The 7,322-nt window shown below is 43.5% G+C and carries 3 protein-coding genes; 1 reads left to right on the top strand and 2 read right to left on the bottom strand.

The features are described 5' to 3' along the window. Both COT43_04955 and COT43_04960 read right to left on the bottom strand, forming a co-directional pair. Positions 1-1,576: hypothetical protein (locus COT43_04955; protein ID PIS29024.1), on the bottom strand; the 1,576-nt coding region annotated here is incomplete at its 3' end. 3 nt (positions 1,577-1,579) lie between these two features. Next, a complete protein-coding gene (locus tag COT43_04960) occupies positions 1,580-4,204 on the bottom strand; it encodes a hypothetical protein (GenBank protein ID PIS29025.1) in 2,625 nt (874 codons plus the stop codon). Between the two features lie 201 nt (positions 4,205-4,405). Here COT43_04960 and COT43_04965 point away from each other — a divergent pair, with 201 nt between their 5' ends. Further along, a complete protein-coding gene (locus tag COT43_04965; GenBank protein ID PIS29026.1) occupies positions 4,406-7,306 on the top strand; it encodes a hypothetical protein in 2,901 nt (966 codons plus the stop codon). Positions 7,307-7,322: the final 16 nt, after the last annotated feature.

The following is a 7,322-nucleotide window of genomic DNA, read 5'->3' on the forward strand; positions in this document are numbered from 1 at the left end:
ATAACGAATCCATATGCGTATTGACTAAAATGCCCAAACTGTTGAATAGCGCATTGGTCGTATTCCAAATGCGAACGGTAATCCTGCCAGAAACATCTTCAATAACGACGTTGCTTCCGCCACCGATATTGTCAGCGCGTTCAACGACTTCGCCCTTGATCAAAACGAGACTTCCCTCCCATTTCGATGGATCGGCCAAAATATCTGATATTAGAACTTCAGCAATGCCTGAAATCGGTACATTGGTTGCCAGCGTTTTGAGACTGCTTCCCCAACCGGTCAATTCATACACACCATTATATTCTTCCAATCCGCCGGTCACTTCGATAGAATCGCCACGGTCCAAAGTGATTGACGCGTTCAGCGACTCATATAAATTCAACCCTTTTCCGGTGTAATCCTGAAAATATCCCGAAATTTGGTTAGTGCGTAAAATGTCCTTGCCGATGGTAACAACACCGCGAAGCGTCACCGTCGTTCCTAAATATTCACTCCAATTTTCCCGAACTTTTGCGATCGTCAGCGGTTCAGGCGGTGTCGTGATCAAAACCATGTCCAGGTTGGAAGTCGAGATCAGATTGGTTATATCTTCCGCCCGAACGATATAATAAAGCGTATCGGGAGTCGAAACCGGTGGAAGCGTTACCGAATAAGTATTGCCGGTCGTCAGATTCATTGTTGCGGTTTTCTGATTATGATCGATGATGTAAATCAACTGAACACTGACGATAGTCGTATCGTCTGTTACGTCCGCCATGAATTTAATCGAATCCGAGGTCGTTGGGTTTGTCGGTGTATGGCTGATGCTGGCGAGTTTAGGTTTTGTGAAGCCGACGGAAACGACTCGCCATGTCGCTGAAAGATCTTCGCCGGTTTCATCGTGTCCGGTGATTCCGTTTCCACCGGATGAAGGCTCGCTTCCTTCCTCGCTGATCCGTTGAAGTTTTTGACCATCGACATGCGTTGGCATGAATTTCTGCTGATTGACAGGCGTTTCGCTGACGTATCCAGAAACGCCGGATTTGTCAACGGCGCCGCTCAGGTCGCCCCACAATGTATAATCGACATCTTTCACGGTCGAGCTCGATCCGTCCCAGTAAAACAGCACAAGCGTTTCCTTGGAGTTGTCGAGGTAATACGGCGCAGTTCCTTTCGTAGTCTGCCCGGAAATCGCCTGCAGAAAATCACCTTTGATCGAAAGATTAGCCTCGGTTCCGTAATAAGTCTGATAGGCAGATGCGGTTCCCGTTGCAATGATCACTTCTGATTTTCCCGCGATAGAAAATCCCTGTGGGAATCTCGCGATGAAATCCGAACCGCCGGCGCTCCAAAAATTTGCGCCTTCCGGCAATCGATAATAAAATTTATCGTTAGTAGTATCCGTTGCGTCGGTGAGATAATAATTCGTCAAATCAACGGCGTTGTCAGTCGGATTATACAGTTTGACATACTCCGCGTGACTGGTGGGACTACTGCTCGGCTGGAGGACTATTTCCGAGATCAGAATATGATCGGCGCCGGCCAATAAAAGCGCAGGCGCGACAGACAAGACGAGTGCAAGACCAAATTTTTTCATGCGTTATTTTAAATACATCAATTTTTGAGTTTGTTGTTTGTTTTGCGACCGCAGTTGGACGAAATAAACACCCGACGGTAAACGGCTCGCGTTCCAAATCTTTGTATAGGAACCGGCGTCGGCATAGCCGCTTCCGATAACTTCAACTTTTTGACCCAGCATGTTAAAAACTGCCAGTTCATAGTCGCCGCTCTTATCTAATTGCCACGTCAATTTAGTCGTTGCATTAAACGGATTCGGATAAGCACGATTCAGTGCGAATTTCAAAGGTCGCGTGAGTTCCGGTTCCGTCCGATTGCCGACAAGCGTGATGTCTGCCAGATAAGATACCAGAACCTGATAATAGGCCGAACCGCTTGTTGGGGTATATTTACTGCCAATGCCGTTGAATCGGTACGTATTTCCGCGTAGATAAGCCGTTGTGTCGATGCCGGTCGTATTCCAAATCCGAACGATGATCGAATCCGCTCCGGATTTGATTTTAACGCTCTGACCGCCGCCGGAAATCCAAAAATCTTCAATTTGTCCAACCATGGAAATCCACGTACCTTCCCAATCACTGCTGTTCGCCTGTGCGACGGTTACTTCCTGCGCTGTCGGCAGTGCGACGCCCGTATTGGTTTTCTGATATTGAAAATCCGTTATTTCAACGGTTGTACCGTACAATTCGGCATAACCGACGACCATTAGTTCATCTCCGCGCGAAAGGTCGCTATAGTATTTTGTGTCATACAAATTCAATCCGCGCCCGGAAGCGTCCTGAATATAAACAGATGTTTTCGTGGAATTCAGTGGCCCGGCGCCGACCGTGACGACGCCCTTAATCGTGACAAGTTTGCCGCTCAGAGCCGCAATGTTCGTATGGATCGAACTGATTGTAGCCGGCGGATCGGCGGCGATCACCAGCGACTGGACTGAGGATTGGGAAGCGTTCGCAGGAGACGAATCGTCTTCAGTGGTAATCTTGAATTCCAAAATGCTATTGCCGGTCTGCGAAGGAATCGCGCCCGTCCAGGTATCGCCCGTATCCAGCCACATATCGGTAGAATTCACTAAACTGCCAGCAGAACCGTACCAGATTTTCGCGGCGAAAATAGTTCCAACGATCGGCGTTATGGTTGCCGTTACCGTGATTTCGTTCGCGGAAGTCACAAATTCCGGCGTGGTGACAATTTGGGAAATTTGCGGCGCGTTTGGATTAGTGCTGTGAAAGCCGAGATTGTCGACGTTGTCCGTCCCATATTCATCCCACTCATTCAGATTATAAGTCGAATTGCCATATAAAACCGTAGTCTTCCTTCTGAGAGTTTTATCCAAAATAATATCTGCATCGTTGTCTGGTTCGCCGACGACATCAACTAAGAGTCCATTTCGAAAAAGCCCAACCGCATCATTACCGTTGAAACTCATCACCGAATATGTGCCAGTTACAACAGTATCAGGATTTGTATAGATTACATGACTTTCATTAGCAAGCACTAATGTCTGTCCGCTGGCCAACGTAGCGAAGTTTCCCCAATCGATAAACTCATTATCAGTGGCGAAAATTCTAGCACCATTTGTCGCTTTCCTGATCGAATAGCCTCCATCCCTAAGATTAATGGAAACATCGGAGGCGTTGTATATTTCCAGATATTTATTATTGGAAGAACCCTCAACATATTCGCTGATTATTATTGGGCTCGGATCGACATAGATCGTCACTGTATCTTTTCCTACCGCACTACTGTCATCGGTCACGACCAGTTCAAATACCAGTTCGGCTACACTGGACGGTGAGGTAAAGGTAACTGTCGCAAGATTGTTCGCCGATAATGTGACTGAAGTTCCCGATAATTGCATCCACAAATAACTGACAATCGAACCATCCGGATCGGTGCTGGCCGAGCCATCCAGCGTTATCGTCGCATCAAAGCGTTCTACCCAATCAGTACCGGCGGAAGCCATAGGAGCAACGTTTCCACCACCTTCAACAACATGCGAACCTAAATATGTGAAAGTATTTCGAGCATATACTATCCACTCAGAACCATCTATAGAAGTTCCTGCGGATGTAGTCCAGTCTGTATTTCCCTGCATTACTGTTGGCTTACGGATAATCGTATGTTCAGCAGTCGCACTCGCTGTCCCGGCAACTGCCCATGCTGTTCCGGGATCAGTGGTCGGAACTCCAATTACATCAATAAGAATCCCATCTTTAAAAAGCCCCAGAGCATCATTACCGTTATAATTTGGTACGTTGTCTCCATTTCCACCGTTGGGAGTACTATTATACGAGAATCCAATATTACCAACATTTTTTATCTCAGTAGCGGCACTGTTGTGATAAATGACATAAACGTCACCGGCATTTAATGTTCCGCTTAGCGGTAATATATAACGAGTATCTTCTGATGTCACACCGCCATCTGTAAAGCAGCCCCAACCGGAACCGTTGTTTGCCTGCTTGACCGTATAGTGACTCAAATCGACAGCCGCTCCGGTGGCATTATATATCTCGATAGCCTTGTTATAGCTCGAACCTTCGATATATTCGCTAAAGAACAAATCACCGCCAAACAAAGCGGCCGTTCCAATTAAAATTGATAACATAAAAAATATTCTTAATTTCATCGGTGCACCTTTCATTTAAAAAATCGTATAAATATAAAAATCCTATTCACAAATTACAATGACTTTCAGAAATCTTTGGATTTAACATACACTCCTCAAGTTTCATATTTGCATCATCAGATTAATCATTAAATTATATTTTGAAATGGTACAAATAAGACTCATAAATTCAAATAGTTTTTCCGACTACCTCGCTTTTAGAGCAAACTACTTCAGATGAGTTACGGACATCAGAAATTGCTGTTCTGGTCTATTCGACATAAATGCCTTCGGACTTTATTACTCCTCCTTGTCTTTTTCGCTCTAAATTACGGAAAGACCGAACCGGTCATGCGCTTTGAAAATGTGCCGATTGATCCAAATTTTGCGATGCCAAAATTAATTTCAATGATTCAAGATCGCTTTGGCTTCCTCTGGATAGTCACTTATCACGGGCTCTACCAATATGATGGATATGAATTTAAAAGATTTCATCATATCGAAAACGATACGAAAAGCCTTCCTACTGATAAAGTAAATTCGATAGTGGAAGATCAAACAGGCGATCTTTGGGTTGGAACCAACAACGGTTACCTTTGCAGATTTGACAGGAATACTGAGAAATTTATAAATTACTATTTACCAGATACACTTACTATACCCAAGACAAAGACCCATTCAATTTTAAAAATAATGAATGGTTGGCGATACGATCTCTGGATGATCTATTCTGATTATATCATCCGATTCGATAGATCGACCAACACGTTCAAGTCTTACCCTATTTCTCATCCTTCAAAAAAATCTCCAATCATTGATGGAAACGTAAACGAGCACACAATCAATCTTGTTATTTATCAAATATTTATTGATTCGAAAAACCAGTTGTGGATATTAACGAATTATGGCTTATATAAGTATCGTAAAAACAACGATCAGTTTTCGATTGTCGATGAAAAACCATTGAATTTTCTTAACGATAAAATAGTTTGGAAAATGTTCGAAGATCGAGAGCATTGTTATTGGTTCGGATCACAAAAGGATAGTTACTTCTATAAATACGATCCACAACGCCGAACGATTCAGACATTTAGAAATCTAAAAATAAAACCTGACACTATCAAAAATCATGTCATATTTTTTAGTGAAGATGATCGCAATAACCTTTGGCTTGGAAATACACAAAATGGTCTCGGGTTATTAGATCGGGAAAGTGGCAAAATCATCAATTCATCAGAAGATAATAATCCGTTTCCGGGAATAACTTTTCAAAATATTCAGTGTATATTAGTAGATCATTCCGGCACGATCTGGATCGGGAATATTCTAAATGGATTATTCAAGGGACTTCCTGTGAATAAATTCAAAACCATTCAAAGAGAAAAAACCACGATCAACACGCTGAGCGACAACCGTATTACCAGTTTGTATCAGGATCGATCCGGGTATATCTGGATTGGTACGCAACTCGATGGTTTAAACCGATACGATCCAAGGACAAATACTTTTCTGCATTATCGGAACGATCCAAAAGATTCGCTGAGTTTGAACAACAACCACGTTAAATCAATCTTTCAAGATCAATCGGGTAATATGTGGGTCGGGACTACGAAAGGTTTAAATCGTTTCGATCCCGCGACAGGACATTTTAAGCATTACACTTTTACGTTCAAATCGCTACGGAAAATTGATAATAAACAATATCAATTTATCAGTTCTATATACCAAGATTCTGAAGGTACGCTCTGGCTCGGTAGTTCCAATGGAGGAATCATTGAATTCCATCCGCAGTCCAACACCTATCAGGTTTACTCCACTAAAAGATTTGATAACATCAGTCCCAATACCGTTCAATCAATCTGTGAGGACAATGAAGGGAATTTATGGGTTGGCGTCTTTCAATATGGCATCCGGGTTTTTAATAAAAAGAAAAAAACGTTTATTAAAGAGTATCGACATAATCCAGATAACCCATTCTCCATTCCGTGCGAAAATATCACCCGCATCTTTAAAGACAAATCAAACAATATCTGGATCGGGTCAATTTCTAAGGGATTATCTAAATATGATCGACACGATCAGTTGGCAGAGAAGAGTGGCAATTACCGGAACGGTCACGGGAAGAAGACGGTTAAGAGCCACCTGGGAGAGATTGAGTTATCTCCGCCTCGGGATAGGCTGGGAGCATTTGATCCGGAGATCGTGCGGAAGCGTCAGACAGATATATCGGGTTTAGAGATGAAGGTGATCAGCATGTACGGGAAAGGGATGTCGACGCGTGACATCCGGGATCACATTTATGATATATACGGTTATGACCTCTCAGCGGAATCGGTTAGCGCCATTACGGACAAAGTGATCGAGACATCCCGAACAGTCGGGAAGAGCCGGCCTTTGGAGCGGCTTTATGCGATCGTTTTTATGGATGGTATTGTCGTTAAACTGCGTCTGGACGGCATCGTTAAGAATGTGACGGTTTATCTGGTTATCGGTATGGATTTGAGCGGGAACAAATCTTGTCTGGGACTCTATGTGGGTGAAAGCGAATCGTCTAAATATTGGCTGACGGTGATGAATGAATTGAAGAACCGGGGGGTAGAAGATATCCTGATCTTTGCAGTGGATAATCTGACGGGTATATCGGATGCGATTGCGGCGGCATTCCCGAAGGCTGAAATCCAGAAATGCATTGTTCACCAGATACGCAATTCGCTTAAGTTTGTACCCTGGAAAGAACGGAGCGCAGTAGCCGCAGATTTGAAGAAAATTTATACGGCACCAACCCTCGATCAGGCAGAGACGGAGTTGGCTTTATTCGAAGAGAAATGGGATCAGAAATATCGGTATATTTCCAAATCATGGCGAAAGAACTGGCCTGAGTTATCGACCTTTTATAAATACCCGCCAGCGATCCGGAAACTAATCTATACGACCAATCCAATCGAGAGTTTTAACCGAGGGATTCGCAAAGTGACAAAAACACGTCCAGCATTTCCAACTGAAAACGCCCTTCTCAAACTAATCTTTCTCGCCGTCCGGGACATCGAGCGGAAGTGGACCCACACTTACGAAGATTGGGGAATTATTTATGCGCAATTGTTAATTTACTTTGAGGAAATTTTAAAGAATTATGTCTAACTTGTTTATGAGTTTA

It is taken from the genome of Candidatus Marinimicrobia bacterium CG08_land_8_20_14_0_20_45_22 (assembly GCA_002774355.1).
In the GTDB taxonomy this organism is placed as follows: domain Bacteria; phylum Fidelibacterota; class UBA2242; order UBA2242; family UBA2242; genus 0-14-0-20-45-22.